Raw genomic sequence first — 26,757 nt, 5'->3', positions numbered from 1 at the left:
TACATCTACTTTAAATGGTTAGATCAAACATATACTAATTTAAATAATATATAATCATTAAACCTTTTTAATACTCTCAACGGCTTTTTCCCTTTCCCAAAGTCTTTTGTATAAACCATTAGTTTTAATTAAATCTGAGTGATGCCCTTCTTGAACTATTTCACCATTTTCCATTACTAAAACTCTGTCGCATGCAGCAGCAGCAGACAATTGATGACTGATCATAATTACTGTGCTGTTAGTTTGGTTTCTTATTGAATTTAATATTCCAGAAGCAGTTTTATTATCAACACTAGCCAATGCATCATCCAGAACAATTAATGGGGCCTTAATCAATAAAGCTCTTCCTAGAGCTGTTCTTTGTCTTTGCCCACCACTTAAAGTTATGCCTCTTTCTCCGACAAGAGTATTAAACCCATTCGGGAATCCTCTTACATCGTCTATTAATTTTGCCTGCGAAGCCGATGTCTCTACTCTTTTTTGAGATGCATTTGGATCTCCGTATCTGAGATTATCAGCCAAACTATTTGTGAATAGATATCCTTCTTGAGGTACTAAAGCAATATTTTGCCTTAAGTCATGAAGTCTTAGATCTAATATGTCATAGCCATCTAAAAATAATTGTTTTTTGGAAACCTGAATCATTCTGCCTATCACTCTTGAAAGTGTGGTTTTGCCACATCCAATTGGTCCAACTATCGCTATTAACTCTCCTGGTTCAATAGTAAAATTTAGATTATTTAGAGTATTTTGTTTGCTCCCTTCATATTTGAATGACAGGTTCCTTGCTTCTAGCTTTCCTTTTATTTTTTTATTTATAGATACTGGATCTTTTGGGTCCTGAATGAGTGATTCTCTGTTAAGTAATTTTTCAACTCTATCCAAGCTGACTTGTCCTAATTGAAAAGTATTTAATGTAAATCCCAATAATGCTGTTGGGAAAACCAATCTTTCTACATAAAGTATTAATGCAATTAACCCTCCTATAGTTATTGTTTGCTCCTGTATCCTTCCACTACCAATAGCAATTAGTATTAATAGCGAGATTGAGGAAATTCCTTGCAATAGTGGAAATAAAGTGCTTGCAGTTCTTGCTAACTTAATCGCCGAATCTCTATAATTATTGTTTAAAGTCGAAAAAGCTTTTATCTCTGACTTCTCTTGTCCATATATTTTGATGGCGCTAATTCCAGATAAATCTTCTTGAATTAATTCACTTAATGCTGACAGGGACTCTTGCTGTCTTTTTCTTTGTCGGACCATCCTCCCCCCAAACATTCCTACAATTCCGAGCATCAAAGGGTATAAGGAAATCGATGCCAAGGTCATTAAGGGATCAATTCTTAGCATCGCAGGCAATGTGAATGCATAAGCTAAAAAAGTATTTGTAAGACTGAGAATGGCGAATCCCAATAGCCTTCTTATATTTTCTATATCACTTGTGGAACGAGTAATAATTTCACCACTACCAACTTCTTGCAGCCAATTGGGATCCTGATGAATCATATGATTAAAAAGTTTCTGTCGAAGCTCTACTTCGACCTGACGACCAACTCCAAAAACTAATTGTCTTGATAAAAGTCTTACAACACCCATAGCTGTTGCTAAAACGATAATCCAGCCAGCCTGTTTGAAAATATCAGCAAGAGTGAAGTCATCTTTAAGACCGTCAATTATTTCCTTTACCTCCATTGGGATGGCGACGCTTAGGAGATTTACGATCAAAAGTGTGATGCCACCAAGAATTAATGTTCTTCTGTGAGACTTTAAGTATTTATTTATTAAATCTAATCGCAATGAATTCATCGTTTTGTATTTCTGTACTTAAACCTAAGACCAAAGAGCCCATAATTGCGATTATTTTTTTATAGAAATTACTTGAGATCATGAACAAAGAGCAAAATCACCCTCTTTATAAGGTCGATCGAGATAATTTAAATCGTTTGTTGGCTAAGAAATTACCTGACCAGGCAGATCTTGTAGATCTTGGAAGATTATTAATTCGTTATAACGACTTCCCAGGGGCAGAGGATATTCAATCTGATATGAAGAGAATCTTGAGTTTATGGGGACTTACTAAAGGATCCTTGGAATCCAAAACAAAGAAAATCTGGGAAGATGGCTTTAGGCCTGGAAAAAATCCGACGGAAATAGTTGGATCAGGTTTTGATACCTCAGATAACGTAATTCCTTAAAGAAAAAAACTCTTTTTTGATTTACTTATTAGTTTTTTTACAAACCGTTTCTATCATATTTTTTGTGGACAAATTTTTGTTTTTTGATTCAAATGTCTTCTCCGCTTGCATTGCCAGAAATTCTTGAAATCCTCTTACAAGGAAGTGACTTAAGCGAATTGCAAGCAACTGAACTAATGAACTCATGGCTCTCAGAGGAGTTTTTGCCAGTTCAGACAGGTGCACTGCTTGCCGCATTCAGAGCAAAGGGAGTCTCAGGGATAGAACTATCAGCTATGGCAAAAGTTTTAAGGCAAGCATGCAAATTACCTTTACCAATACCTCAATTCCCTTTAGTTGATACATGCGGTACTGGAGGAGATGGTGCAGATACTTTTAATATCTCTACGGGTGTTGCTTTTTTATCTGCTGCTTGCGGAGTAAATGTAGCTAAGCACGGTAATCGTAGCGCTAGCGGTAGTGTTGGTTCAGCAGATGTTCTTGAAGGACTTGGTATTCGCTTGGATGCGCCTTTGGATAGAGTTATAGATGCAGTCTCTACAACAAAAGTTACTTTCTTATTTGCCCCTGCATGGCATTCTTCTTTGATAAATCTTGCTCCATTGAGAAAGAGCCTTGGAGTAAGAACAATTTTTAACTTGTTGGGTCCATTAGTTAACCCTCTTAGGCCTACTTATCAGGTGTTAGGAGTGGCAAAGTCTGAGTTGCTAGACCCAATGGCTGAGGCCTTGCAACAATTAGGACTAAGTCGCGCAGTTATAGTGCATGGTTCTGGAGGACTTGATGAAGCGTCACTTCAGGGACCTAATGAAATTAGGTTTTTAGAAAATGGACAGATAACTTCTTCTTTTATTGACGCTTCTGATTTCGGTATTTCTAATTATTCTAATAATGAATTAAGAGGTGGAGACTTAAATAGGAACATGGATATTTTAGTTTCTTTACTTAAGGGAGAAGGTACAAAAGCACAGAAATATGCCCTTACCTTGAATAATACTTTGGTTTTGTGGGCTTCTGGATTAGAGAAGGACTTGGGTTTAGGTTTTAAGGAATCACTTGGTTGTTTAGAGTCAGGATTGCCCTGGAATGTCTTTGATAAATTGAAAAGATATTTATCTGAATAATAAATTATTGATTTTCATTAACACCTCTTATCTTTTTTATGAAGTTAGATTCTCAAAATTCTGCAGTTCTTTTACTATCAGATGGTACTTTCTTTGAAGGATTATCATTTGGTATAAAAGGAACAGTTTTTGGTGAGGTCGTATTTAATACAGGCATAACTGGTTATCAGGAAGTTATTACTGATCCAAGTTATTTCGGGCAATTAGTTACCTTTACTTATCCTGAGATAGGTAACACGGGAATAAATAATGAAGATAATGAATCTGAGAATTCTTCTGTTAAAGGAGTAATAGTTCGTCAATATGCGCATTCCCCAAGTAACTGGAGATCTAATTTTTCGATTGATGATTGGTTCAAGAAAGAGAATATTGTAGGTATTTATGGAATAGATACACGAGCCTTAGTTCGTCATTTAAGAAGTTCAGGCTCTATGAATGGAGTTATATCTTCTGACGCGAATATATCTATTCTTGAATTACAAAGTCAGCTTGATAGACATAGATCAATGGCAGGTATGAATCTTGTCGATGAGGTCTCTACTAAAAAGGAATTTTTTTGGAACAATTTATCTTCAGTTGAATTTGATCAACGCATTAAGCACAAGTCTTATAAACCATACAAAGTAGTTGCGATTGATTTCGGAATAAAAAAATCCATTCTTGAACGTTTAGTTGCGCATAATTGTGAAATTAATGTATTGCCAGCAAACTCAGATATTAATAAAGTTATGAGTTTTAATCCTGAAGGTATTTTCTTTTCTAATGGACCTGGTGATCCTGCCTCTGTACATGAAGGAATAGCCTTAGCTAAGGAGTTAATTATTAATCAGAGTATTCCATTGTTTGGCATCTGCTTAGGCCATCAAATATTGGGAATAGCATTAGGTGGAAAGACTTTTAAGTTAGATTATGGACATCGAGGTTTAAATCATCCTTGTGGAATAAAAGGACGCTTGGAAATCACAAGTCAAAACCATGGTTTTGCCTTAGACAAATCGTCCTTGGATAAACGTATAGTTGAAATCACACATTTAAACCTGAATGATAAAACAGTTGCTGGAATATCAATGCTAGATAAGCCTGTATTTGGAATTCAATATCACCCTGAGGCTAGTCCAGGACCTCATGACGCTGATCATCATTTCAATCGTTTTGTTTCTCTAATGGAACAACGACGTAAAAGCGTGGTTTAGTTTCGTTTAAATAACTACACTTCGAACGATACGTCTGTCTTGGGGGATTGAACCCATAAAAGAATTGCAGCGACTTACTGTCTCTTTGAGAGGCGGATTCGAAAAACGCAAGGCTTGTTTAGTGTTTTATTTCACTGGGCAATTGGATGCTTATTCAGAGAAGCAGTTCACAGATTTTGTGGATGAGGTTCTTAAAGCTAATGATTTATCAGTGGTAATAGATTTGTCCAAAATTGATTTCATCGACTCTTCTGGTCTTGGAGCAATGGTTCATATAGCAAAGGATTGCAACAAGCAAAAACGCTCCTTTTTAGTAGTTGGTAATCCACGAGTTAAGCAAACTATTAAATTAGTTCGGCTAGAAGAATTTCTTCACTTAGTTGAGGATTTGGATTCAGCCCTGGGACAGTTAACTGCTTGACTGATTGGATAAGCTCACAGACTCCTTCTGGGTCACCAGAAACTTTAGGCCCATTGCAATTGGCTTGGTTAGGAGACGCTGTTTGGGAGATGCATCAACGGTTAAGATTTTGCAAAAAACCTGCTCGGTCAAAAGATTTACATCAAGCAGTTGTTTCAGAAGTAAGAGCCTGTGCTCAGGCTGAAGCGCTTTTAGTGTTGGAACCCTATTTAACGCAAATTGAAAAAGATTATGTAAGGCGTGGTAGGAATAGTTCTGGAAGGGGGCCAAAAAAAGTAGAGGCTGCAACTTATGCAATGGCTACAGGATTTGAGACAATGATTGGGTGGCTATTTTTAAAAGACCCTCTGAGACTTGCGGAATTATTCAAGAGACTTAATGAAATGCCTTCTGACAATCATCCTTTAAATAAATGAATAACAGATCAGGAAGGAACAGAACAAATTCTAGAGATTATTCTTCTAAAGGTTCTAATAGAAAATTCAATCGGAACAGTAATGAGAATAATTATGTAAAAAAGGATCTAAATCGCTCAAATAGGAATTCGCCAGTTTCAGGTACCTCCAAAGAAAGTTTTATAAAGAATAGAAATAACGATCAGCAAAACTCCTTACAGAATAAGAATTTTGGAACTTACATTGGTCAAAGAAATCCAAGCATAAATTCAACCAGGTCAACATCAAATATCCCTAGTCCTTACAGAAGAAATAATAATTCAACATATAAGATTAAAAGTCAAGATAGAAGAGGAAATTTCAACGAAAATAATAAACCTTATTCTTTAAGATCTAATTCAGGAATTAATCGCTCAAATAGAAATATAGAAACCAATAAGTTAGAAGGCTGTGTTTATTTACAGGAAGAATCCATTGATTTGCTTTGGGGAAGACATGCTACAGAGGCAGCTTTTGAATCAGGGCGTCCTATACATAGAGTTTGGTGCACTACAGAAATTAGAAGTTCATCTAAATTCTTTCAATTTCTGAAAGATGCTAAGAGTTCAGGTGTTCTTGTTGAGGAGGTCTCTTGGGCAAGACTAGGACAAATTACTAAGGGTGCAGTTCATCAGGGAATTGCTTTGCAAATAGCTGCTGCTGAAACTTTAGATTTGAAGAAATTAATTAATGCTTGTAGTTCCTTTAATGAATCGGCTCTTTTGTTGGCATTAGATGGTTTAACTGACCCACAAAATTTAGGATCCATTATCAGATCAGCTGAAGCACTTGGTGCCCATGGATTGGTTTTACCTCAAAGACGCAGTGCTGGATTAACAGGATCAGTTGCAAAGGTTGCTGCTGGAGCATTAGAACATTTGCCAGTTGCGAGAGTGGTGAATTTAAATCGATCCTTAATTCAGTTAAAGAATGAAGGTTATAAAATCATCGGACTAGCAGAGGAAGGAGAAATAACTCTTCAAGAAGTTAATTTAGATGGTCCTTTAGTTGTTGTAATTGGTTCTGAAGACAAAGGCCTGTCATTATTAACAAGAAAGCATTGCGATCATCTCGTAAGAATTCCTTTGAGAGGGGTAACTACAAGCTTGAATGCTTCAATTGCGACTTCTGTTGTCTTATACGAGATAGCTAGAAATTCTTGGATGAAGGGTATATTTGGTCAATCACCATCCCCTAAATTACTTAGAGCCAAGTTTTCTAGTAAATAGAATATTGCACATCAAAAAAAATAATTAATTTTGATAAGTTAATATAATTTTTTTACCGGAATTATAACGACTAATTATATTTAGGATTTTCATCCTATCAATTTAAAAATGCTTTTAAATTAATTTGGTTTTATTGAGTTAGTTTTATTGAGTTAGTTTTGGATTCAAGATCTCATAAGTTAATAACGAAAAGGTTTTTTGATTATTTCAATAATCTAAGTAAAGTAGGGAAAAATTTGCTTTGATTACCATGGGCCCAATCAGGGCGATTCGGAGTTTGGGGAATAGTTTTGGTCTGGCATGGTGGGCCAGGGTGGAAACTACCGAACCTAATGTTACTTATTGGTTTGGTCCATTTCTAACGCGTAGAAGTCTAAAGAGAAATCTGTCTTTGTTCGTTCAAGACTTGTCTACTGAAGGGGCTCAATCTATAAGTCACAACTTGATTAGAGGTCGTCGCTCAGAGCCTCTTACTACATAGTTGATTCTGATATATTTAGTGTTTAATTTTGAATCTTAAAGATAATGTCTATATCCGATTGGCGAAAGCAACTTAACGAAGGCAATGTATCTGCTGTTGAGCTAGTTAAGGAATATATAGACAAAATCCAATTAAACGATGATCGCATTCATTCTTATCTAACACTTAATTTTGATCAAGCTCTTGCTCAAGCTGAAAAAATAGATAATGACCGAATAGCCGGAAATGAGTTACCTCCATTAGCAGGAGTCCCTTTTGGCATAAAAGACAATCTTTGCACTAAAGGAATAAAAACAACTTGTTCAAGCCGAATGCTTGAAGGCTTTATCCCACCTTATGAATCAACAGTCACAAATAAGTTGTGGAAAGCAGGTGGAATTCTCTTAGGTAAAACTAATTTAGATGAGTTTGCTATGGGAAGTTCCACTGAGAACTCAGCCTTTGGGAATACATTTAATCCATGGGATATAAGTAGAGTCCCTGGAGGAAGTTCCGGAGGAAGCGCCGCCGCAGTGGCTTCTGGAATGTGCATGTCAGCTTTGGGTTCAGATACAGGAGGTTCGATTAGGCAACCAGCATCTTTTTGTGGAGTTGTCGGTTTGAAACCGACTTACGGAAGAGTTAGCAGATGGGGTTTGGTAGCTTTTGCAAGTTCATTAGATCAAGTTGGTCCTCTTACCTCTTCTGTTTCAGATTCAGCAGAAATACTGCAAGTTATAGCAGGAGCAGATAGTAAGGACTCGACTTGTCTAAAGGCATCCGTGCCAAATTATGCAAAAGAATTATGTAAGCCAATAAGAGGACTCAAAGTTGGTTTGATTAAGCAGTGCTTTGATCAGCCAGGGTTATCTTTGGATGTGAAAAATGCCACAATGAAAGCCGCCAAGGATCTTGAGGAATTAGGCGTAGAACTTATAGAAGTTGATTGTCCTTGCTTCAATGAAGGTATAGCTACTTATTATGTTATTGCTCCTTCGGAGGCCTCCGCTAATTTGGCTAGATACGATGGGGTCAAATACGGTTATAGATCTAATGAAGAACAAAATATTTCTTCTATGACTTCTTTTACTAGATCAGAAGGATTTGGTAATGAGGTTAAAAGGAGAATCTTAATAGGAACCTATGCTCTATCAGCAGGTTATGTAGACGCATACTATAAAAAGGCCCAAAAAGTTAGAACTTTAATACGTCGTGATTTTGAATCTGCTTTTAATAAGGTTGATTTATTACTAACCCCTACCTCCCCAACAACTGCTTTTAAAGCGGGTTCACATACTAATGATCCTTTATCGATGTACCTTTCTGATTTATTGACAATACCTGCCAATCTAGCTGGATTGCCTGCGATTAGCCTTCCAAGTGGTTTTGATTCAAATGGATTACCAATCGGACTGCAATTTATTGGAAATGTTTTAGATGAAGCAAAATTATTGCAAGTTGCTTATCAATATGAGCAAACGGCCAATGTCATGAAAAATAAACCTGATTCAGATTTCATTTCTTGAGCAAGTCTGGCACTTTATATAGAGGCTTGAATTTGATACTACACTCTATGTAGTGCTTGAGAATTAACTTTCTAATGGGATTCGTACCGTTACATAATCATAGTGATTACAGTCTTTTGGATGGTGCAAGTCAGTTGCCCAAGATGGTTGGGAGGGCTAAGGAACTTGGCATGCCTGCTCTTGCTCTTACAGATCATGGAGTTATGTATGGATCTATAGAACTTTTTAAACTTTGTAGAGCTTGCGATATTAAACCAATAATTGGGAATGAAATGTATGTTGTAAATGGATCTATTGATGACCCTCAGCCTAAGAAAGAGCGCAGATACCATCTTGTTGTATTAGCCAAGAATTCTGTTGGATATAGAAATCTTGTAAAACTAACAACAATTAGCCATTTAAGAGGAATGCGTGGAAGAGGTATATTTTCAAGACCATGTATAGATAAGGAAAATTTAAAGCGCTATAGCGAGGGCCTGATTATTTCTACTGCTTGTCTAGGAGGAGAAATACCCCAAGCCATATTAAGAGGTCGCAGTGATGTGGCAAGAGAGATAGCTTCTTGGTATAAAAGTATATTTAATGATGATTTCTATCTCGAAATACAAGACCATGGATCAATAGAAGATCGAATAGTAAATGTAGAAATTGTACGAATTGCACGAGAATTAAATATAGATTTAATTGCAACTAATGACGCACATTATTTATCGAAGAATGATGTTGAATCTCATGACGCACTGCTATGCATCCTTACAGGTAAATTAGTTAGTGATGAAAAACGCCTAAGATATACAGGTACAGAATATATAAAAAGTAGAGAAGAAATGTTTACATTATTCTCTGATCACTTGGACTCTAAAGTTGTTCGGAAGGCAATAGATAATACCTTATTAGTAGCAGATAAAGTTGAAGAATATAACATCCTTGGTGAATATAAAATGCCACAGTTTCCTATCCCAGATGGATTTAACGCTCTCAGCTATTTAAAAAAGGTAGCTTTAGATGGACTTAAGGAAAGATTTAATGTTGAAAGTCCAGATGATATAAAGAGAGACTACTTAAATAGGCTTGAACACGAAATTAGCATTATAAATCAAATGGGCTTTCCAACTTATTTCTTAGTGGTCTGGGATTACATTAGATTCGCAAGAAATAAAGGTATTCCAGTAGGTCCAGGAAGAGGATCGGCGGCAGGTTCCTTGGTTGCTTATGCCTTAAACATCACTAACATTGACCCTGTAGAGAATGGACTATTGTTTGAAAGATTTTTAAACCCAGAGCGTAAATCACTTCCAGATATAGACACTGATTTTTGTATTGAAAGGCGAAGCGAAGTTATTGATTATGTTACTAAAAGATATGGAGAAGACAAAGTTGCACAAATAATAACTTTTAACAGGATGACTTCTAAGGCTGTTTTAAAGGATGTTGCACGAGTATTAGATATTCCTTATGGAGATGCAGATAGATTAGCTAAACTGATACCTGTTGTAAGAGGTAAGCCAGCTAAACTTTCAGCAATGATAGGAGAAGATTCACCAAATTTAGAATTTAGAGAAAAGTATAAAAATGATAAAGAAGTTCAGAAATGGGTTGATATGGCAATTCGTATAGAAGGAACTAATAAAACATTTGGAGTTCACGCAGCGGGTGTTGTAATTGCTTCAGACTCTTTAGATAAAATTGTGCCTCTTCAGAGAAATAATGATGGTCAAATAATTACCCAATACTTTATGGAAGATATTGAATCATTAGGTTTGCTAAAAATGGATTTCCTTGGATTAAAAAATCTCACCATGATTAATAAAACTGTTGAGCTTTTAAAGACTTCTATAGGTTGTAAGTTAGATCCGGATGATTTTCCTTTAGATGATAAAGATACTTTTGATCTTTTATCTAGAGGAGATCTTGAGGGGATATTTCAACTTGAATCTAGTGGGATGAAAAATATTGTAAAAGATTTAAAACCTTCATCTTTAGAAGATATTTCTTCAATTCTTGCTCTTTATAGACCAGGTCCATTAGATGCAGGTCTTATTCCTAAGTTTATAAATCGCAAACATGGAAAAGAGCAAATAGATTTTCCTCATGACTTGTTAATACCAATTTTAAAAGACACTTACGGAATAATGGTTTACCAGGAACAAATCATGAAGATTGCTCAAGATTTAGCTGGCTATACGCTTGGACAGGCTGATTTATTAAGAAGAGCCATGGGTAAAAAGAAGATTGAGGAGATGGAGAGGCATCGCCAGTTATTCGTTAAAGGAGCAAGTGATAAAAAAGTTGACGCTACATTGGCAAATAAACTTTTTGATCAGATGGTTTTGTTTGCAGAATATTGTTTTAACAAAAGTCATTCGACTGCCTATGGAGCAGTTACTTATCAAACTGCTTATTTAAAGGCACATTATCCAGTTGCATATATGGCGTCTTTACTAACTGTCAATTCTGGTGCAAGTGATAAAGTTCATCGTTATATATCTAATTGTAATTCTATAGGGATAGAAGTACTTCCTCCAGATGTGAATACCTCTGGAATTGATTTCACACCAAGCAATAATAAGATTCTATTTGGATTATCAGCTATAAGAAATCTTGGAGATAATGCTATTAAAGAATTAATATTAGCTCGTAATAAAGATGGTAAGTTCTTATCATTAGCAGATATATGTGATCGTATTCCTTCCAATTCTCTCAATCGCAGAGGTCTTGAATCTTTAATTCACTGTGGAGCTCTTGATAAGTTAGAACCTAAGGCGAATAGAGCTCAACTTATTGCAGATTTAGATTTTGTTATTGACTGGGCAAATTCAAGAGCTAGAGACAAATCTAGTGGGCAAGGAAATTTGTTTGATTTTTCATCTTCCATAGCCACCTCTGATTCAAGTTCCGATTTCTCTATTGCCCCGAAAGCACCTTCTGTTAATGATTACTCGGCAACGGAAAAATTAAAACATGAGAAGGATTTACTTGGGTTTTACTTGTCTGATCATCCTCTTAAGCAATTATCAACGCCTGCAAAGCTTATTGCACCAATAAGTATTGGAAACCTTGAGGAGCAATCAGATAAAGCTAAAATCAGCTGTATTGCCATGATTCCTGAGATTAGGCGAGTAATAACTCGTAAAGGAGATGCAATGGCAATTATTAAATTAGAGGATCTAACTGGAACTTGTGATGCTGTAGTTTTTCCTAAAAGTTATATAAGGTTATCTGAGCATTTGATAGCTGAAACCCGATTGCTTGTTTGGGGGTCTGTTGATCGTAGGGACGAGACTACTCAATTAATTGTTGATGACTGTAGAGCAATTGATGATTTGAGAGTTGTTTTGATTGACTTATTACCTGAAGAAGCAAATGATATTGGCATACAACATAAACTTAGGGAATGTCTAAATCAACATCGACCAAACAAGGGAGAACTAGGAGTAAGAATTCCTGTTGTGGCAGCCATACGCAATAATTCAAAAGTTAGTTATGTAAGATTCGGTCATCAGTTTTGTGTTCGAGATGCAGAATCCGCTATAAATTCTTTACAGAAAAATTCTTTTAAAGCCTCTAGGAGCGAGAGTTTGTTGACTTAATCCAACTATGTTTAATTGGTACTTTCTTTAGCTTTGAATGCTTCTTTCATTCTTCTTATATTTGGATTTATATTTTCAAGTCCCAGAAAAGTACCTGCACTTTTGTCCCAACTGGCAGATAAAATTCCATAACTTAAACCTAAAAGTCCGAAAAGGAAGCATCCTCCTGAAGTCATGAGAGTAACTACTGGTGCTATATCAGCTATACCTTTGGTTATAAGGTAATAACTACCAATAAATACTCCCATTCCAGATAAGGTTGGTATTCCAGTCGTGATAGCTATTCTCCTTGCCATTCTGTTGGCAACTTCCTTGGGAATACCTGTTTCTCTTTTTCCTGATGAATTCTTCTGCTTCTTTTTCGTTAAGGCTTTTTCTTTAAAACCTGTTTGAGTGATTTGATTTTCAAAATCTGTTGATTTTGTATCCTTTTTATTCATCCTCTGATAGAAAGCTTACTTATTAATTGTGTATATCTTTTCTCACTTTTAACCTTTACGTAGTTCAATAGTCTTTTCCTTTGTCCAATCATTTTCAAAAGTCCTTGTCTAGATGAATAGTCATGAATATTTCCCTGAAGATGGTCGCTTAGCTTGGAGATTCTTTCGGTAAGCATTGCGACTTGTATCTCTGCAGAACCTGTATCTGTAGGGTGAGTCTGATGTTGATTGATTAGGCTTTGCTTTTCTTCTGTATTCAGTGACATGCTCTTTGTCTGAACTTTATAGAACTCATAGTAATTTAACTCCTCAAGTTCCTTTTGATGAAACATCTTGACTTAGCCATACAAGAGCTCTTTTTAGATATAGGTCTTTTGTGTCGGCTTTTTGTGTTTCTACTTCTAGTTTGCTTGCTGTATTTGCTTGCTGTATTTCCGTTGAGACTGCATTTATAGCCTGTATAATTTCAAATTCTTCGTAGTTCAGTCCTGCCAGTATAGAGATTAATTCATTTTTAATATCAGCATCCTTAGCCTCATCGTTTGGCATAGAGGAAGCTAGTAACCGAGTTTTTTGTGAACTTGATTGATTAAACTCATCTAGCTTATCTCTAAGTTCAATTGTTAGCCTTTCTGCGATTTTTTTGCCAATGCCGGATGCTTTAGTTAACTTTGAAATATCCGAATTTCTTATTGCTTCTACCAGTTCATTGAAAATATATTTATCAAGAAGTGAAATAGCACTTTGAGGACCAATGCCATTTATTTTGATTAATTTCCGAAATAAATTTCTTTCCTTTTTATCGATAAAACCAAATAAGTAAAAGCTATCTTCTCTAAAAATTTGATGTATCCATAGTGTTATTTCTTCTAGTTCTTTATTTTTAGCTTGATCTCTTGGTAAAAGCTGTACTTCATAACCTATACCTCCGCAAGAAACTACTGCGCCACTTTTGCTTCCGGTACTCCAAGCATCAATTTTTTTACCTTTTAGCCAACAAATCATTTGATTATTTAGCTTTTAGCCACCGTCAATTTGGCATCCAATAAGTGCTCCAGTAACACCTCCAGCAGGAATTGCCCACATCCTTCCTTTACCTCTTGAGCTAGATGCTGCTAAACCAGCACCTAGGAGTCCACCTATTAAGCTTCCCTCTTTGCAGTCGTTATCATCTATGACCTCGCTCTTATTGGGATTACAAGAAACTTCTACATATTCATACCAGTTTTTAACATATCCTGGATTCTCAGGGGTGCCTGGTATGTATTCTTCTCGGTATTCACGACGTGTACATGTTCGAGTGCTCGAATACCCAGGTTTTCGATAAGTCTCAATTTCTTCTGACAATAAAGGTGATGTTGAACCGAAGAGAACAAGAATTGCAAGAATTAGTTTCATGGTTTTTATTCCTCTGCGTTAAGTTTAGATAACTTTTAGTTTGGCGTTAATACTTATAAGAGAGGCAACAAGAATAAGCATTGCTCCAATAATAAGATACTCGTTAATTTGCTCAGAGAAAATGATTATTCCCCAAATAGTTGCAAAAAGAACTTGTGAATAACTGATGCAACTAGCTCTTGCTGCTGGTAAATGCTTAAGACCTTTTGTAATTCCTATTTGACCAATTTGAGTAAAAACTCCTATTCCAATAAGCCATAGCCATTCTCCACCTAAAGGAGTGACTCCATTACTTATAAAAAATGGAAAAGTTAATGGAACAGAAACCAACGGGAAGTAATGAATAATAACTAAAGGATGTTCATCTTTAGATAGTTTGCGAACACATATGTACGCAAGAGCTGTAAATAAAGCGCCGCTAATAGCTACTGCAACATCTTCAATTGGGAGTTCCATTCCATTAATGATTATCCAGTTTGGCTGTACAACTAATAAGACTCCTATCCATCCAATTACTACGGATAAAATCATCTGTAAATTGATTTTTTCTTTTAAAAATATCCATGCGGCTAAAGAAACGTATGTTGGATATGTATATTGAATAATTGTGGCTGAACCTAGTGGTAGAAATTCTAATGCTTTGAATATACATAATAGAGCTATTGTTCCTAAAAGACCTCTCAATAGCAAAAGTCCTCTATTTGTCCCCCAAGGATTTACTTGTTTGTTATATAGCATTACTCTTGTGATTATCAAGCTGAATAATGCCCTTAAAAAAACTATTTCAGCAACTGGAATACGTCCTTTTAATTGTTTAACGCAAACAGTCATAATACTAAAAGCTAAAGCACTGATTAAAAGTGCTTTAACCCCTTGAAGCTCTTTTGTGTTTTGGTTATCTAATTTATTAGAATGATTTTTCATTTTCTGGTTAAATTCATTTGACCTCTAGATCAATTCCCAAAAATATTTAAATCATTTGATTTTAAAATTTTTTTCTAGACCAATCTGTTATAGCCCATCAGAATAGAAAAATGACAAGTCCACGTTTTCACCCGCGAACGATCGAAGCAGTAAAAGAACGTGCTGATATTGTCGATATCGTCGGTGAACATGTAGTTCTTAAGAAAAGAGGAAGAGAGTTTGTAGGGATTTGTCCATTTCATGATGACAGTAAACCGTCTATGACGGTTTCACCAGCTAAGCAGTTTTACTACTGTTTTTCGTGTGGAGCAGGCGGAAACTCCATTAAATTTCTGATGGAGTTTCAACGCCAAAGTTTTAGTGAAGTTGTACTTGAATTGGCTAGAAGATATCAATTACCAATTGAGACGTTTGATGCTCCGCAGCAGGAGCGTTTTCGCAAACAACTAAGTCGTAAGGAGAGCCTTCTTCGTGTTTTGTCTCTGGCTGCTGGTTGGTATCAATGCCAACTAAAGAGTTCAGGAGGTCACAACGCATATGAATATTTGATTAATCAAAGATCTTTATCAGACGGAACCCTTGATAACTTTATGCTTGGATATGCCCCTGATCAATGGGATGGTCTTCTTAATTATCTACATCAAGTCGAAAATATTTCTCTGGAATTACTTGAATCTTCAGGATTAATTGTTCCCAGGAAAGGAGGAAATGGCTTTTATGATCGATTTAGGAATCGTGTAATTGTTCCAATCTTTGATCAACAAAATAGAGTTATAGGTTTTGGTGGCCGGAGTCTTGATGGATCAGAACCAAAGTATTTAAATTCACCTGAGACTGAAATATTTGAAAAAGGAAAACATCTTTATGGTCTTGATAAGGCTGCAAAGACTATTCGAACCGAAGATCTAGCTGTTGTTGTTGAAGGCTATTTTGATGTAATAGCTCTTCATCAAGCAGGAATTTCTAACGCTGTAGCCTCTTTAGGAACAGCTCTTAGCAATCAACAAATTACAAAACTTTCAAGATGTACAGAAAGCAAGAGAATATGTTTGAACTTTGATAGTGATAGTGCTGGCATACGAGCAGCAAATAGAGCTATCACAGAAGTTGAGCAACTTTCGATGCAAGGACAACTTGAATTAAGAGTTCTTCATCTCCCAGAAGGGAAAGACCCTGATGAGTTTCTTAAACAACATTCTTCAGCTGATTACAAGGCCTTACTAGATAAATCACCCTTATGGTTGGATTGGCAGATTGATAATGTTATAAAAGATCTTGATTTAAATAAGTCAGATCACTTTCAATTAGCAGTTAGTGGAGTTGTTCAATTATTAGGTAAACTTCCTAATTCGGCTTTAAGAACTCATTATCTTCAAAAGGTTTCTGAACTTCTAAGTGGAGGTCATTCGCGTTTTGCAATTCAATTAGAGAAAGATCTTCGTAATCAAATAAAGGGTCAAAGATGGCATGGTCGTTCTCGTAAATTTGATCAACCTGGTGAAGCTCCTTTAAGAGAAAAGAGCGAAGCTGAAATACTCAGAATATATATACACTTTCCAATTCATAGAGGAGAAATTCGAAAAGAAATGAGGGCTAGAGAGATTGAAGATTTTGCTTTTCATCATCATCGGCTACTCTGGGTTGCGATTAGTGAATTAGAAGAGGAAAAAGTTGGACCTGATCTTTTAGAATCTGTAAATAGAGGTGATAGCTCAGGAGATGAATTGTTTGCAATTAACTTAAACGACTTGGTATTCGATAAATTAATTAATGAAGATAGTAAAACCCTCTCAAAAATTACTCAATTATTAACTCCTGGAGAATTTCAATTAACTGCTATGTCGCAGCCTACTCATCTTTTTCGGGGGGCAATGGCTACCTTGGAAAGGCAAAAGTCAATTAAAAGATGTCGACATCTTATTGAATCATGGAGCTCTCAAAGACTTAGAACTCTTGAAGAATGCATAACTTCACTTATAGAAAATAATCGATTAGACACCTCAGAATCAGTCGAGATTGAGGATAAAATAAATCTAATGTTTAATCAACTTAATAATGACGCTATAAACTTTCAAGAACTTTATTACTCTGAAAGAAAGCATATACTTTACCTGGACAAACAGAGATGCTTAAATGATAATAATTCTAATTTTAATGAGTAGTTTTTATAAGCAATATTTTCTTAACGCCTTTATTATTATCTTAGGTTTATCTTCAATCATATAAGCTTGATATTCATGTTCTCTTTTTCCAGAAATTCTTGTTGAACCTTTTAATGAGTCTAATTTATATGGATGTATTTTCATCTTTCTTTTTGTTTCTATATTTATAAGATCTCCGTTATTACAATGTTGAGCGACATGAACTGCTTCATGCCTCAAAGCTCTCCTAATATATATCCCTGTCTTATTAAATCCTTCATATTGACTTTGATTAGAAAAAGAATAGCCACCTTTTACCTTTGCATTATTCGTACAAATTACTATTCTTCTTTGTTTGTGTTTGAGAAATCCAAAATATTGATCTCCTATTAAGCATAAAGGAGTATTTTCTTCTACCTTATAATCTATTTTTTGCATTATATTCAATATTTCAATTTCATTTGGTTTAAGAAATAAAAGAAATTCCATCTTTATTAATTGGTAAGGACTATCGTTTATTATTAATTCTAACACCTTTAATCTCTTTATGTTTTGCTTTTCAAATATCTAAAACCCTTTTAAATTCAGTATTTTGTTTGTTTATGCTGAAATCTCTTATTGCGTTCTCCTTCTTTGATCTATGCTCTTGCAATTCCAATTTCTTTAAATCTTGTAGAGGCGGCAGGGCTTAAGTTTAGATGATTCACATGAGAACCTTTGTTAATAAATGAGATACACCATTTAATAGTATCTTTCCCATAACGCATATTTAAATTATCAATTGTTTTCATTAGAACTTCTTGCCTTCTAAAGTTATCAATATCATTTTGATTATTTAAGCATAGTTGAATAAAGTCGATACCCTGGAGTTTTTGCATTATTACACCTGTCTTAGTAAATCTGCAGTTCTCAGAATAAATTTCATCAATTAAAGATAGTGAAATTTTTATCAGAGTATTAGTATTATTGCATGGAACATTCAATTTTTTACTAGCACTTCTACTATGGAAATTTGGATTATATAAACTTGTTCTTGCAAATATAGTTATACTTCCAGTAAGTTGTTTTTGTTTTCTTAGTTTTGCACTTGCTAAAATAATATGAGAAGCAATTACTTGTTTGAGTTGAGCTTTGTTAATTATTGGCTTTTTTAAACTTCTACTTACACAAGTCTCTTTTTTAGATGATTGTTTTGTCAAAAGATTGATGCATTTATTACCTCGTAGTTCTTCCTGAATACGTATTCCAATTACTCCATATTTAGCTTTAAGTAAATTAGTTGACATATCTCTAAATTGTTTTGCATTATTAATTCCTTTTCTTCTACACCAGGAAGACATGCTTGTTCCAATTCCCCATATCTTTTCGACATCTACTCTTTCTAGCCAAGTATCTTTCCTGTCTTCCATGCAAATATTAAAAATACCAGCATGTGTTTCTAATTCTTTAGATAGATAATTAGCAATTTTAGCTTGAACCTTATTCTTCCCAATACCAATAGCTACTGTTAAGCCTATATTACGTTGGACAATCGCACGGAGTTCTTGTGCCCAATAAATTAGATTATTTCTATTTGAATGAGATATTTGTACAAAGGCTTCGTCGATTGAATATACCTCTATTTTCTCAGACCTCTCTTCTATTAAACTCATTAATCGATTACTCATGTCTCCATATAATGAGTAATTTGAACTGCAGACATTGATTCCAAGAGCGTCTACTGTATTAGCTATCTTGAAGTAAGGTTGTCCCATCTTTATATTTAACTCTCGTGCTTCTGCACTTCTTGATATAATACATCCATCATTATTTGAAAGAACTATTACAGGTTTACCTGATAAAGCAGGATTAATCATTTGTTCGCAAGATGCATAAAAGTTATTTCCATCAATTAATGCTATAAATTTAGTCATGAGAATCTTGAAATTTTGCTTAATTGATGGATGTTATAAATTGCTACCCCCCATATCTGCACACATTCGTATGTACTTATCTCAATAGAGGGATAGTTAGGACTTTCTGCTTCTAGATACAGCTTTTCATTATTTCTTGTAAGTTTTTTTAATGTAAAACAACCATCTAATATGGCGATTACAATTTGGCCAGGAATTGGGTTGATCCCACGATCAATCACGAGTAAGTCCCCATCATAGATACCTGCATTGGTCATTGAATGACCACTTACTCTTAGAAAGAATGTGCTAGCAGGATGTTTAATTAGCTCTTCATTGAGGTCAATTCCAACATCCATATAGTCATCGGCTGGAGAAGGAAAACCAGCCGATACATTCTCGCTTGCTAAAGGCAGAGAAAGACGAGATTTTTTTTGGTAAAAGGAGACGGAACACATGAGAAACGCAAACCAACACTATCCGCTATAGTACTCTAGTACTATAGCGGATAGTGTTGGTTTGCGGCTAAGGTTTTTGTTTTGCTTTTTTACTCTGAAAATTTTTTTGGAAGATTATGTTCTGTGATAGGGAGTACCTTGTAAAATAGTTTGAGCACGATAAATTTGTTCTATTAGTAATAGACGAGCTAATTCATGAGGAAAGGTGAGAGGTGATAGGCTGATTTTCAAAGATGCAATATCTTTTACTTCAGGTGATATCCCATCAGCTCCACCGACAATAAAAACAATACGTTGATTAGAATTTGCATTAAGGCTATTTGCAAATTGTAGCGATGACATGGCTTTAAATTCTTCTCCCAGAATAACAACAAGCTCTCCTTTCTTTATAGATTTTAGAATTAACTTACCTTCTTTAATAGGGTTGCTATTTTTAATTTCATTAATAGTTAAGCCAGGTATTCTTTTGATATATAGATTTATTCCTTGTTGAATCCATGTCTTACTGACTTTGCCAACAGCAATTATTCGATAACGCGATGTATTTAACAAGATTATTTATATTTAGTTAGTCTTCCTCTTCATCTAAGAGGAGATTTTTGAACTTGAAGTATAGACTGTCTTCTTCACTTGCTGATTCTTTATATCTATAATGATTAGATTGTTTTCTTTGATTAATACTAATATCAGAGGCTTCTCTGCTATTAGATTGTTTACATTCTGCTTCTTTAATTCTATCAATTAGATGAGAAGGAATTGAGCCATCAGTACTGGCATCAATAATGGAATGAAAAATATTATCGGGATCATCATCTGTTTCAAATTTATATTGCCTTGATTCTGGTAAATTGCACTCAGATTTTGATAGGGGTTTATCTAACTCATTAGGTAACTTTTTAACTAGTTCTTTTAATTTCTTAAGATCATCAGAATTGAAGCTCATAATCTAATAAAATTTTTTATTTGATTTGAAGTTCAAGTCTTTTTGAGAATTCATAGATATTAAGCCTATTAAACTAGGAATCAATAAAGTGTAAATCCTGGTAAATAAAGTAGATGCTAGTGCTTCTACTTTCCCTGAACCTAATGCAACCGCTAATCCTATTGAAGTAGATTCACTAGTAAGTAGTCCAGCCGGAAAAATTGAAAGAGCACCTCCTATTCCCATGGCTGTTCTAATTAACGTTGATTGCTTATAAGATAGATTAACATTTAATGAATTAAAAACAAAATACATTAACAATGCTTCTAAAAGCCACGCAATAATACATAAAAAGGTTGCAATAATTACTGGAGTAGGCTTATTTATTTCTTTGATACCTGATAATATTTTATATAATTTTGATTTAAAACCTGTTCTTCCTCTATGTTTACTAATAAAGGGCATAAACCGAATTAAAAATATACTTAACTTCTTTAAAGTAGTATTTACAATACTTAAGATTTTATAGGATCTTGCTGTATAAATGATAGTAAATAAAAAAAGTATAAGTACGATTAATAGTTTTATATTATTTGTAGACCAAATAATTAATATTAAAGCACTTATTAAGTCTGTAACTCTTTCGTTGATAGTTATACCTATACCTATCTTTATGGGTATCGAATGCCGATTTGATAACCAGAGGCTTCTTATTGCTTCTCCACTCCTGGCGGGTGCTGCCATAAACGTAAGACCGGCTAAGTATACTTTTAGGCTATCAAAATAACTTATCTTATATTTTAGGAATCTTATTAGGAAAAACCACCTTATACTTAGTATGTAATGACTTAGAATAGGAATTATTAGGGAATAGATCCATAACTTATCTGGCACAAGTGATATATAATATTTTATATTTGAAAATTCTGGATATAATTTTATAGCCGTATATAATAAAAAAAATGTTATAACTAGTTTTAACAATCTAATCTTACTAAGATTCATTTATTTTATAAAACGTAGTTTCTTAGCTGCTACTAAGCACATTCTGAAAAGAATTATCCCTTCTTTTATATGAGCTATGTTCGATGCTCCATAAGTTCTTTCTTGATAACGTATCGGTATTTCAGAAATCTTCAGATTGAGTTTATTTGCGCCAAATAATAAGTCGAAATCTCCAAACGGATCAAAGTTCCCAAAATAACTTCTTCCTTTCTTTAGATCTTGATAATCTTTGTTCCAAATAACTTTGGTTCCACAAAGGGTATCTTTAAGTCTTTGCCTAAGTAACCATGAAAATACAATAGCAAAGAATCGGTTTGCCATTGTATTTAATATTGGCATTGCTTCATTTGTTCTTGGATAAACAAGACGACATCCATTTATAAAGTCTGCACTACCGTCTTGCATGGATTTCACGAACCGTGGTAAATCTTCTGGCTTAACGGTAAGATCGGCATCTAAAATTATTAATATATCTCCCTTTGCTTTATCGAAACCTAACCAAACAGCATCTGCTTTGCCTTTCCCAGACTGTTTATACTTACTTAAGGAAAATTTACCATTATAGGATTCACAGACTCTTGTAATCTCTTCCCATGTATTATCTGTAGAGTGTCCTTCTACGAAAATGATTTCTGTGGATGTTCCTAATTCAGGCATTCTTTCAATAGCAGAAGATATATTACCTGATTCATTTCTTGCAGGAATAATTACACTTACACTTGTCTGAGTAATCTCTCTATGGCTTAATCTTGCGACCATCCAATGTGTTAAACCTAAAGTCTCGAAAACAGGTAGTTGGCTTATCCATCGATTAACGAAAGATGTTAGGAGTGGGATATTTCTAGGGATTAAAAATCTATTTCCATGTTTAATTAATTCCCATCCAGAAAGATCAAGTAAATTTTTAATATCATTCGGAGTTAACCAGCTCTCAGGAGGTTGAGGCACCCTCTGCCCTACTCTTTCTGCTATTTTTAATAGAGGTTGCCATAACCAGTTATGGAAACTTATTATTATTCTTGTGTTTTTGTGGCTAAACAACTTTAATCTTTCTAGTAACCCTTGGACATCCTTAACTGTATTTAATGAGTTGTTTATAATAATTATATCGAATGGTATTTCTTCATTGATACTCTTAGGAGTTATGTTCCCTACGTTAGCGTATTTTATTTGCAGATTTGGATGCTTTTCTTTTGCATAATTAACCATGATTTCGTCATTTTCAACCCCTACTCCGTAGCATGGTGATAAGCCATTTAAGAGGTCACCTGTACCACAGCCTATCTCTAGGATCCTTTTCTCTTTAGGGACAAGTAGATTATGAATTGACTCTAAATCTTTATAGTATGCCCTATTTTTTTTTTGGAATTTAAATTTCTTTGAGACTTTATCCATAATTTATATTCATATATATCAACTATACATGACAGTCATCTATTAGAAGACTGTAGATTTTTTCTTCGAACAAGTACCCATGGACTTAATTCCTTAGAATCGAGAATTAAACTCAGATCATCTTCTGAGAAAGTAGTACTATCACTATGTATCCATATTGGATTAGTTGATTCGTTATGGTTAATAGACTTTATCCTTTTACCTAATTTCTTTGTGTAAATTCCAATCTTGACTAATTTGGAAAAGTCATCACTATTTAATTCATTAGTATAAAATACATCAATAGTATTTTTGTTTATTATTGAAAGCAGTGGATTTGAATTAAATAAATATTTTGTTGCCGGATCTCTATTTGTTAGAAAACCATTCTGTATTATTAAGGAGTAAGAGAGATAGGGACCTATTATTAGGCAAGTTATAATTTTCCTTGGGCTTTCGAAAAAGTAAACTAATAACCAAGGAACAAAAAATAGAATTACTGATAACATTATTGTGGTTCTATTTTGGTCTATAAAATCAATATTACTAGAGGAATAAAGAAGATAAAATAAAATTGTTATTAAGAATAGAGATAAGGTAATGACATATTTCCTAAAATATTTTGATAATATATGCTTGTTCTTAACAATTAATTTGATACCAGAGCATGATGATATTGCTATAAGGGGAGCTATTTGTAAGGGGTAATATGAGGTCTTAGTCTTAAAAAGACTAAGAAGAATTATGAAAGAAAGTGGATATATATAGAGAGGATAGTTTGAAGAAATCTTATTAGTTTTAAATTTGTTTATTACGTCTATTATAGAAAAGAATATCCAGGGAAAAGAATTGATAGGTATATTCCAAGTATAGTATAAAAGAGGTTTGTGGTAATTATTACTTTGTGAAAGAAAATATACTTTGTCTATAATTCCTTTTACAGACTGTAATCCGTATGACTGTATAGAAATAGCCAGCCATGTAATCAATGGTATTAATCCAATAAGCAACCCCAACCAGAAATATAATGAATTGATTATATACCTTTTTTTTGTAATAATGTAGGGTGAAATACAAATCAGAGGTACTAATACCATGCCTGTTTTTAATAGGCATGCTGGTCCAATCCATAGGCCAAATATTAAATTATAGAACCTTGAACTTCTATCTGAGCTCTTTAATAAGGAGTAAATTCCTATCATTTCTAAGGCCAGCAGAGGCATATCTTGAGTTGCTAAATGTAAATTGTTTATCCAGATAAAACTTGTACAAAGTATCAAGGGACTTAACCAATTATATTCTTTCCCTATAAGTTCTTCTGATAACTTATAGGTTACGAGAAGTGTTATAAAGCCTGCTAATAAAGATGGTAAATGAGAAGCTAATATTGTTTCTCCAAATAAGCTTTGTGATATAGCAATTAACCATTGAATCCCATTAGTCCTATCAAAACTAATTTCATCCCACCACATAGGGGCAATCCATTCACCTTTTTGTAATATCCATTTCGCTTGTAGAGCGTAGTAACCTTCGTCTTGAGCTATATAGCTTCTTTCACCAAAATACAATAAGAAAGGAAGCCATAATAATATATTTCTTATTGTCTTTAGCAAATTGAATCCCTTATTTAATTATAAACTTTTTTAATATAGCAAAAAAGACCTAACGTGCACTGTCCTATTTTAGTATAATATCTTAAATGCGTAGATAATATAGAATAAAAAACTCTTAAACATGTTTACTGTAAAAAATTTGTTTAATTTATTATGAACCATAGACCATTACTAACACGTAGGTATTTTGGGCAGCATTGGCTTGTTGAAGAATCAATTCTAAGTAAGATTATTAATGCCGCTAAAATTATACCAACAGATCGTATTCTTGAGATTGGCCCAGGTAAAGGTTATCTTACAGAAAAATTAATTAGATCAAATCCAGCTTTACTACTGTCAATAGAAATAGACAAGTATTTAATACCTAACCTAAGGAAAAGATTTTCAAATTACTCTAATTTTAAATTGATCGAAGGAGATTTTTTAACATTTCCTCTTACTCCTCCTGAAGGTATATTTACTAATAAGGTTGTAGCTAACATTCCATATAATATAACTGGTCCAATATTAGATAAATTAGTTGGTAGATTAGGTAGGCCATCAGTTATTACTTTTGATTCACTTGTCCTTTTAGTTCAAAAAGAAGTTGCAGATAGAATTCTTTCTCCCCCTGGCTCATCATCCTTTAGCGCTTTAAGTATTAGAATGCAATTACAAGCAGAATGTACAGAAGTATGTAAAGTAGAACCTTTTAATTTTGTTCCGCCTCCTAAGGTTGATTCTAAGGTGATCTTGATAAAACCTTTAAAGAAGGATCAGAGACTTTCCATAGAAATTGAAAATAATATAGAGAGAATAATTACTGTAGCTTTTATGCAAAGGCGCAAGAAGTTAAGAAATACGTTGAATGAACTATATAGAGTAGATTTATTAGAGAAATTATCTCATGATATTGGAATAACACTTGACCAAAGACCCCAAGAATTAAATATTCAGAATTGGGTCGCTTTGGCAAAGGGCATTGATCTAAAATCAGCGAAATGATTTATACCTCCAGCAATAAGACAATTAGGGTAAATTCTCCGGCAAAGATAAACTTACATTTGCAAATACTGGGAATTAGAGCAGATGGATATCACGAATTAGCTATGGTTATGCAGTCTATTGACTTAAGTGATGAAATAACTTTAACTTTAAATAACAATGGCATCATTAAACTATCTTCTGATAGCCCAAACTTATCAGACGGAGATGATAATTTAATAGTAAGGTCAGCTAAGCTTTTAAAGCATTACGCAAAGCGCCCAGATCTAGGTGTAGATATTTCTCTAAGAAAAAGAATTCCTATTGGGGCAGGGCTTGCAGGAGGTTCTAGCAATGCAGCCTCAACCTTCATTGGTTTGAATAATTTATGGAAATTAGGATACAGCACAAATGACTTGGAGAAAATTTCATCTGAACTTGGTTCAGACATTCCTTTTTGTATTTCTGGAGGAACTCAGTTATGTTTTGGTAGAGGAGAATTATTAGAACAGATACCCTCGATAAGTAATAAGATGTCCATAATCTTACTAAAAGATCCTCTTGTTAATGTTTCTACTCCATGGGCATATAAGTTACACAAAGAAAAATTCCAAATTGAATATTTATCTTCAGAAGAAAAGTATGAAGATCAAAGAATTAATTTAAGGTCTGCTGTTTGGTTAAGTTCTAACAATCAAGAACTTTCTCCACCTTTACGGAATGATCTGCAAAAGACAATTTCACCTCTAGTCCCTTCTGTTGAAAACGCTTTGACCTTATTGCGATCTATACCCACATCCTTATCTGTTGCCATGAGTGGATCGGGCCCTAGTTGCTTTGCTCTTTTTGAAGATTTAGATACTGCAAAAAATGCATTGCATGCTAATTCTCATAATTTTAAAGCTGCAGGTTTTGAATCTTGGTGCTGTTCTCTTGTAAATAAAGGTCCTTGTATAGAGAAATGAAAGAATCAAAAGATCTTTTTAAATCAACTGATCAAGAACCCCTCGTGAATGAAAACGATTCTTCTGCAGATATTGATAAGGAGAATTCACCTCTTCCTGAAAAAGGACCTATCAACTTTCTAAGTGGAGCTGTTACGAGTCTTTTATTTGCATGGATATCTCTAATTATTAGTAAAAAAGTTGTAATTTATTTTGCTCTTCACCAAATTAATTATAGTTCCGCAATTGCTCAAAGCATTGCTTCTGGATTTAAAACCCTAATTACAGGTATGTGCTTTTTGGCTACGTTTACTTTTGGTTTCATAGGGCTGGGGCTAACTATTGTATTTATTCGAAGTTTGTTGCCTGGCAATCAAGCTAATCCCTAATAAAATTATGTTATCTAAAATTCAAAACTTCTTCTTCCCTTAAGATGAATTTGCATGATCTTGGCCTATTAGTATTGCTTCTTAGTCCAGGCATGCTGCTTTCTGTCCTAATATTGACCACT

General features: G+C 34.2%; 27 protein-coding genes. 13 read left to right on the top strand and 14 right to left on the bottom strand.

The features are described 5' to 3' along the window. Nucleotides 1–57: 57 nt before the first annotated feature. Entirely contained in the window at nt 58–1,806 is a 1,749-nt protein-coding gene (locus tag SOI85_RS01965; protein ID WP_320664554.1) for an ABC transporter ATP-binding protein, read from the bottom strand. Nucleotides 1,807–1,886: 80 nt separating this feature from the next. Between SOI85_RS01965 and SOI85_RS01960 the strand changes: the two genes are divergently transcribed. From SOI85_RS01960 to SOI85_RS01920, 9 genes are all read left to right on the top strand, one after another. After that, nucleotides 1,887–2,195 carry a DUF3288 family protein gene (locus SOI85_RS01960; RefSeq protein ID WP_320664553.1) on the top strand — a complete coding sequence of 103 codons (309 nt, stop codon included), beginning with the start codon at nt 1,887–1,889 and terminating at the stop codon, nt 2,193–2,195. 86 nt (nt 2,196–2,281) lie between these two features. After that, nucleotides 2,282–3,319, top strand: a complete 1,038-nt coding sequence (gene trpD / locus SOI85_RS01955) for an anthranilate phosphoribosyltransferase (protein WP_320665097.1) — start codon at nt 2,282–2,284, stop codon at nt 3,317–3,319. A gap of 38 nt (nt 3,320–3,357) precedes the next feature. Beyond that, on the top strand, nt 3,358–4,512 hold the full coding sequence (gene carA, locus SOI85_RS01950; RefSeq protein WP_320664552.1) for a glutamine-hydrolyzing carbamoyl-phosphate synthase small subunit: 1,155 nt from the start codon (nt 3,358–3,360) through the stop codon (nt 4,510–4,512). 64 nt (nt 4,513–4,576) lie between these two features. Beyond that, a complete protein-coding gene (locus tag SOI85_RS01945) occupies nt 4,577–4,933 on the top strand; it encodes an STAS domain-containing protein (protein ID WP_320664551.1) in 357 nt (118 codons plus the stop codon). After that, nucleotides 4,930–5,349 (top strand): Mini-ribonuclease 3, encoded by a 420-nt coding sequence (locus SOI85_RS01940; protein WP_320664550.1) that lies wholly within the window; start codon nt 4,930–4,932, stop codon nt 5,347–5,349. Before SOI85_RS01945 ends, SOI85_RS01940 begins: the two co-directional genes overlap by 4 nt. Continuing rightward, complete coding sequence (rlmB, locus tag SOI85_RS01935; RefSeq protein ID WP_320664549.1) at nt 5,346–6,596, top strand: 23S rRNA (guanosine(2251)-2'-O)-methyltransferase RlmB; 1,251 nt, start codon at nt 5,346–5,348, stop codon at nt 6,594–6,596. Before SOI85_RS01940 ends, rlmB begins: the two co-directional genes overlap by 4 nt. A gap of 250 nt (nt 6,597–6,846) precedes the next feature. Then, on the top strand, nt 6,847–7,077 hold the full coding sequence (locus SOI85_RS01930) for a DUF1816 domain-containing protein (RefSeq protein ID WP_320664548.1): 231 nt from the start codon (nt 6,847–6,849) through the stop codon (nt 7,075–7,077). Between the two features lie 44 nt (nt 7,078–7,121). After that, nucleotides 7,122–8,582: an Asp-tRNA(Asn)/Glu-tRNA(Gln) amidotransferase subunit GatA gene (gatA, locus tag SOI85_RS01925; RefSeq protein ID WP_320664547.1), complete on the top strand. Its 1,461-nt coding sequence runs from the start codon at nt 7,122–7,124 to the stop codon at nt 8,580–8,582. A gap of 74 nt (nt 8,583–8,656) precedes the next feature. Beyond that, on the top strand, nt 8,657–12,172 hold the full coding sequence (locus tag SOI85_RS01920; RefSeq protein ID WP_320664546.1) for a DNA polymerase III subunit alpha: 3,516 nt from the start codon (nt 8,657–8,659) through the stop codon (nt 12,170–12,172). An 11-nt stretch (nt 12,173–12,183) separates the two neighbouring features. Here SOI85_RS01920 and SOI85_RS01915 read toward each other — a convergent pair whose 3' ends face one another. Genes SOI85_RS01915 through SOI85_RS01895 form a run of 5 tightly spaced genes read right to left on the bottom strand, consistent with a single transcriptional unit; the run spans nt 12,184 to nt 14,934 of the window. Beyond that, complete coding sequence (locus SOI85_RS01915; RefSeq protein WP_320664545.1) at nt 12,184–12,612, bottom strand: PAM68 family protein; 429 nt, start codon at nt 12,610–12,612, stop codon at nt 12,184–12,186. Beyond that, nucleotides 12,609–12,878 carry a 30S ribosomal protein S15 gene (gene rpsO, locus SOI85_RS01910; RefSeq protein WP_320664544.1) on the bottom strand — a complete coding sequence of 90 codons (270 nt, stop codon included), beginning with the start codon at nt 12,876–12,878 and terminating at the stop codon, nt 12,609–12,611. The genes SOI85_RS01915 and rpsO overlap by 4 nt, the downstream gene beginning before the upstream one ends. Before the next feature lie 43 nt (nt 12,879–12,921). Next, a complete protein-coding gene (gene ruvA, locus SOI85_RS01905; protein WP_320664543.1) occupies nt 12,922–13,617 on the bottom strand; it encodes a Holliday junction branch migration protein RuvA in 696 nt (231 codons plus the stop codon). Between the two features lie 15 nt (nt 13,618–13,632). Beyond that, a complete protein-coding gene (locus tag SOI85_RS01900; RefSeq protein WP_320664542.1) occupies nt 13,633–14,010 on the bottom strand; it encodes a glycine zipper 2TM domain-containing protein in 378 nt (125 codons plus the stop codon). A gap of 24 nt (nt 14,011–14,034) precedes the next feature. After that, a complete protein-coding gene (locus SOI85_RS01895) occupies nt 14,035–14,934 on the bottom strand; it encodes a DMT family transporter (protein ID WP_320664541.1) in 900 nt (299 codons plus the stop codon). A 110-nt stretch (nt 14,935–15,044) separates the two neighbouring features. On the opposite strand from SOI85_RS01895, the gene dnaG reads away from it, so the two are divergent. Next, a complete protein-coding gene (gene dnaG, locus SOI85_RS01890) occupies nt 15,045–17,096 on the top strand; it encodes a DNA primase (RefSeq protein ID WP_320664540.1) in 2,052 nt (683 codons plus the stop codon). Nucleotides 17,097–17,099: 3 nt separating this feature from the next. On the opposite strand, the gene SOI85_RS01885 is transcribed toward dnaG, so the two are convergent. The 8 genes from SOI85_RS01885 to SOI85_RS01850 all read right to left on the bottom strand — a co-directional run bounded on the left by SOI85_RS01885 (nt 17,100) and on the right by SOI85_RS01850 (nt 24,339). Next, the gene (locus SOI85_RS01885) at nt 17,100–17,609 is read right to left on the bottom strand and encodes a serine hydroxymethyltransferase (RefSeq protein ID WP_320664539.1); all 510 of its coding nucleotides are present in this window, start codon (nt 17,607–17,609) and stop codon (nt 17,100–17,102) included. 104 nt (nt 17,610–17,713) lie between these two features. Next, nucleotides 17,714–18,988, bottom strand: a complete 1,275-nt coding sequence (locus SOI85_RS01880) for a Y-family DNA polymerase (RefSeq protein WP_320664538.1) — start codon at nt 18,986–18,988, stop codon at nt 17,714–17,716. After that, nucleotides 18,985–19,425 (bottom strand): translesion error-prone DNA polymerase V autoproteolytic subunit, encoded by a 441-nt coding sequence (locus tag SOI85_RS01875; RefSeq protein ID WP_320664537.1) that lies wholly within the window; start codon nt 19,423–19,425, stop codon nt 18,985–18,987. Before SOI85_RS01875 ends, SOI85_RS01880 begins: the two co-directional genes overlap by 4 nt. A 114-nt stretch (nt 19,426–19,539) precedes the next feature. After that, nucleotides 19,540–19,977, bottom strand: coding sequence for a 23S rRNA (pseudouridine(1915)-N(3))-methyltransferase RlmH (locus tag SOI85_RS01870; RefSeq protein WP_320664536.1), 438 nt, complete (start codon nt 19,975–19,977; stop codon nt 19,540–19,542). Nucleotides 19,978–19,993: 16 nt separating this feature from the next. Then, nucleotides 19,994–20,368 (bottom strand): hypothetical protein, encoded by a 375-nt coding sequence (locus SOI85_RS01865; protein ID WP_320664535.1) that lies wholly within the window; start codon nt 20,366–20,368, stop codon nt 19,994–19,996. A 3-nt stretch (nt 20,369–20,371) separates the two neighbouring features. Then, entirely contained in the window at nt 20,372–21,352 is a 981-nt protein-coding gene (locus SOI85_RS01860) for a lysylphosphatidylglycerol synthase transmembrane domain-containing protein (protein WP_320664534.1), read from the bottom strand. Beyond that, entirely contained in the window at nt 21,353–22,747 is a 1,395-nt protein-coding gene (locus tag SOI85_RS01855; protein ID WP_320664533.1) for a glycosyltransferase, read from the bottom strand. It lies immediately after the preceding gene. Between the two features lie 35 nt (nt 22,748–22,782). Beyond that, nucleotides 22,783–24,339 carry an ArnT family glycosyltransferase gene (locus SOI85_RS01850; RefSeq protein ID WP_320664532.1) on the bottom strand — a complete coding sequence of 519 codons (1,557 nt, stop codon included), beginning with the start codon at nt 24,337–24,339 and terminating at the stop codon, nt 22,783–22,785. Between the two features lie 153 nt (nt 24,340–24,492). Between SOI85_RS01850 and rsmA the strand changes: the two genes are divergently transcribed. Genes rsmA through SOI85_RS01835 form a run of 3 tightly spaced genes read left to right on the top strand, consistent with a single transcriptional unit; the run spans nt 24,493 to nt 26,635 of the window. Beyond that, a complete protein-coding gene (rsmA, locus tag SOI85_RS01845) occupies nt 24,493–25,323 on the top strand; it encodes a 16S rRNA (adenine(1518)-N(6)/adenine(1519)-N(6))-dimethyltransferase RsmA (RefSeq protein WP_320664531.1) in 831 nt (276 codons plus the stop codon). Next, on the top strand, nt 25,320–26,267 hold the full coding sequence (ispE, locus tag SOI85_RS01840) for a 4-(cytidine 5'-diphospho)-2-C-methyl-D-erythritol kinase (protein WP_320664530.1): 948 nt from the start codon (nt 25,320–25,322) through the stop codon (nt 26,265–26,267). The genes rsmA and ispE overlap by 4 nt, the downstream gene beginning before the upstream one ends. Then, nucleotides 26,264–26,635, top strand: a complete 372-nt coding sequence (locus SOI85_RS01835; RefSeq protein ID WP_320664529.1) for a DUF3082 domain-containing protein — start codon at nt 26,264–26,266, stop codon at nt 26,633–26,635. Before ispE ends, SOI85_RS01835 begins: the two co-directional genes overlap by 4 nt. The last annotated feature ends 122 nt before the right edge of the window (nt 26,636–26,757 follow it).

It is taken from the genome of Prochlorococcus sp. MIT 1223 (genome assembly GCF_034092465.1).
Lineage (GTDB): Bacteria > Cyanobacteriota > Cyanobacteriia > PCC-6307 > Cyanobiaceae > AG-402-N21.
Note: the sequence above shows the minus strand (reverse complement) of the source record. Positions and strands in the feature narration are given on the sequence as shown.

What these genes read in the sequence shown, in the direction of transcription:
- rpsO (WP_320664544.1), bottom strand. Translation starts at nt 12,878, where the DNA reads ATGTCACTGAATACAGAAGAAAAGCAAAGCCTAATCAATCAACATCAG.
- rsmA (WP_320664531.1), top strand. Translation starts at nt 24,493, where the DNA reads ATGAACCATAGACCATTACTAACACGTAGGTATTTTGGGCAGCATTGG.
- SOI85_RS01960 (WP_320664553.1), top strand. Translation starts at nt 1,887, where the DNA reads ATGAACAAAGAGCAAAATCACCCTCTTTATAAGGTCGATCGAGATAAT.
- ispE (WP_320664530.1), top strand. Translation starts at nt 25,320, where the DNA reads ATGATTTATACCTCCAGCAATAAGACAATTAGGGTAAATTCTCCGGCA.
- SOI85_RS01900 (WP_320664542.1), bottom strand. Translation starts at nt 14,010, where the DNA reads ATGAAACTAATTCTTGCAATTCTTGTTCTCTTCGGTTCAACATCACCT.
- SOI85_RS01920 (WP_320664546.1), top strand. Translation starts at nt 8,657, where the DNA reads ATGGGATTCGTACCGTTACATAATCATAGTGATTACAGTCTTTTGGAT.
- SOI85_RS01880 (WP_320664538.1), bottom strand. Translation starts at nt 18,988, where the DNA reads ATGACTAAATTTATAGCATTAATTGATGGAAATAACTTTTATGCATCT.
- SOI85_RS01965 (WP_320664554.1), bottom strand. Translation starts at nt 1,806, where the DNA reads ATGAATTCATTGCGATTAGATTTAATAAATAAATACTTAAAGTCTCAC.
- SOI85_RS01860 (WP_320664534.1), bottom strand. Translation starts at nt 21,352, where the DNA reads ATGAATCTTAGTAAGATTAGATTGTTAAAACTAGTTATAACATTTTTT.
- ruvA (WP_320664543.1), bottom strand. Translation starts at nt 13,617, where the DNA reads ATGATTTGTTGGCTAAAAGGTAAAAAAATTGATGCTTGGAGTACCGGA.
- SOI85_RS01865 (WP_320664535.1), bottom strand. Translation starts at nt 20,368, where the DNA reads ATGAGCTTCAATTCTGATGATCTTAAGAAATTAAAAGAACTAGTTAAA.
- SOI85_RS01875 (WP_320664537.1), bottom strand. Translation starts at nt 19,425, where the DNA reads ATGTGTTCCGTCTCCTTTTACCAAAAAAAATCTCGTCTTTCTCTGCCT.
- SOI85_RS01855 (WP_320664533.1), bottom strand. Translation starts at nt 22,747, where the DNA reads ATGGATAAAGTCTCAAAGAAATTTAAATTCCAAAAAAAAAATAGGGCA.
- SOI85_RS01915 (WP_320664545.1), bottom strand. Translation starts at nt 12,612, where the DNA reads ATGAATAAAAAGGATACAAAATCAACAGATTTTGAAAATCAAATCACT.
- SOI85_RS01895 (WP_320664541.1), bottom strand. Translation starts at nt 14,934, where the DNA reads ATGAAAAATCATTCTAATAAATTAGATAACCAAAACACAAAAGAGCTT.
- rlmB (WP_320664549.1), top strand. Translation starts at nt 5,346, where the DNA reads ATGAATAACAGATCAGGAAGGAACAGAACAAATTCTAGAGATTATTCT.
- SOI85_RS01930 (WP_320664548.1), top strand. Translation starts at nt 6,847, where the DNA reads ATGGGCCCAATCAGGGCGATTCGGAGTTTGGGGAATAGTTTTGGTCTG.
- gatA (WP_320664547.1), top strand. Translation starts at nt 7,122, where the DNA reads ATGTCTATATCCGATTGGCGAAAGCAACTTAACGAAGGCAATGTATCT.
- SOI85_RS01835 (WP_320664529.1), top strand. Translation starts at nt 26,264, where the DNA reads ATGAAAGAATCAAAAGATCTTTTTAAATCAACTGATCAAGAACCCCTC.
- carA (WP_320664552.1), top strand. Translation starts at nt 3,358, where the DNA reads ATGAAGTTAGATTCTCAAAATTCTGCAGTTCTTTTACTATCAGATGGT.
- dnaG (WP_320664540.1), top strand. Translation starts at nt 15,045, where the DNA reads ATGACAAGTCCACGTTTTCACCCGCGAACGATCGAAGCAGTAAAAGAA.